Annotated in this window: 1 pseudogene; it reads right to left on the bottom strand. The window is 72.1% G+C overall.

The features are described from left to right. Positions 1–1,640, bottom strand: a pseudogene (locus tag AB0I73_RS41205) (beta-ketoacyl synthase N-terminal-like domain-containing protein); the annotation flags it as partial. Positions 1,641–1,645 lie beyond the last annotated feature (5 nt).

The raw sequence follows: 1,645 nt of genomic DNA on the forward strand, positions 1-1,645 counted from the left end.
TCCGCGTCGTGCTCCTGGCCGTAGGTGGCCAGCAGCGCCTGCGCCTCGATCGGGTCGCCCAGCGTCGTGCCGGTGCCGTGCGCCTCCACCACGTCGACCTCACCGGCCGCCAGGCCGGCGCCGACAAGCGCGGCACGGATGACGCGCTGCTGCGAGGGACCGCTGGGGGCGGTCAGGCCGTTGGACGCGCCGTCCTGGTTGACCGCCGAGCCGCGCACCACCGCCAGCACCTGGTGGCCGTTGCGGCGCGCGTCGGACAGCCGCTCGAGCAGCAGGACGCCCACGCCCTCCGACCACGCGGTGCCGTCGGCGGTGTCGGCGAAGGCCTTGACCCGGCCGTCCGGGGCGAGTCCCCGCTGCCGGCTGAACTCGATGAAGCTGCCCGGTGTGGCCATCACGGTCGCGCCGCCGGCGAGGGCCAGCGAGCATTCGCCCGCACGCAGTGCCTGTGCCGCCAGGTGCAGAGCGACCAGCGACGACGAACACGCCGTGTCGACCGTGACCGCCGGCCCCTCCAGGCCCAGGACGTACGAGACCCGGCCGGACACCACGCTGCCCGCGGTGCCGGTGGTCAGGAAGCCCTCGACACCCTCCGGGACTTCGACGAGCTGGGACACGTAGTCGTGGTACATGAGACCCGCGTACACGCCGGTCTGGCTGCCGCGCAGGGTCGTCGGGTCGATACCCGCGTACTCGATGGCCTCCCAGGCCGCCTCGAGCAGCAGGCGCTGCTGCGGGTCCATGGCCAGGGCCTCACGCGGCGAGATCCCGAAGAACGCCGGGTCGAACTCGCCCGCGTTGTCCAGGAATCCGCCCTCGGTCGCGTACGACGTGCCGGTGCGCTCCTCCTCCTCGTGCCCGAAGAGCCGGCTGAGGTCCCAGCCGCGGTCGGTCGGCAGCGGCGAGATCGCGTCACCACCGGAGTCCACCAGGCGCCACAGGTCCTCGGGACTGGCGATACCGCCGGGGAAGCGGCAGCTCATGCCCACGATGACGATCGGGTCGTCGGCGTCGAGGACGACGGGCGCTCCTGCCGTGCGGGACACCTGGGTGTCCGCTTCCACGGCGCCGACGCTCTCCGCGGTGATGTGCTTCGCCAGGACGGTCGGGTTCGGGTAGTCGAAGACCAGGGTGGCGGGCAGGCGCAGCCCGGTGACCTTGCCGAGGCGGTTGCGCAGTTCGACGGCGGTCAGGGAGTCGAAGCCGAGCTCGGTGAAGGCCCGCTCGGCGGGGACGGCGGCGGCGGAGGCGTGGCCGAGGACATCGGCGACCTCCGTACGTACCGCCTCCAGTACCAGCCCGACACGCTCCTCCGCGCCGACTGCCAGCAGGCGCTGGACGAAGGCCGAGGCGCCCTCGGCTCCGGAAGCCTGTGCCGCACGGCGGTTCGTGGTGCGGATCATGCTCCGCAGCAGATGCGGAACCACAGGAGCCGAGCGGAACGCCGCCAGGTCCAGGCTGATCGGCGCGAGGAACGCCTCTCCTGTACACAGGGCGATGTCGAAGAGCTCCAGGCCCTCCTCGAGAGAGATGGCCGACACACCACTGCGGTTCATCCGCTCCACGTCGGTTTGGTCGAGGTGGCCGGTCATGCTGCTGGCCTGTGCCCAAAAGCCCCAGGCCAGGGAGGTGGCGGGCAGGTTCC

This window comes from Streptomyces sp. NPDC050388 (assembly GCF_040655635.1).
In the GTDB taxonomy this organism is placed as follows: Bacteria; Actinomycetota; Actinomycetes; order Streptomycetales; family Streptomycetaceae; genus Streptomyces.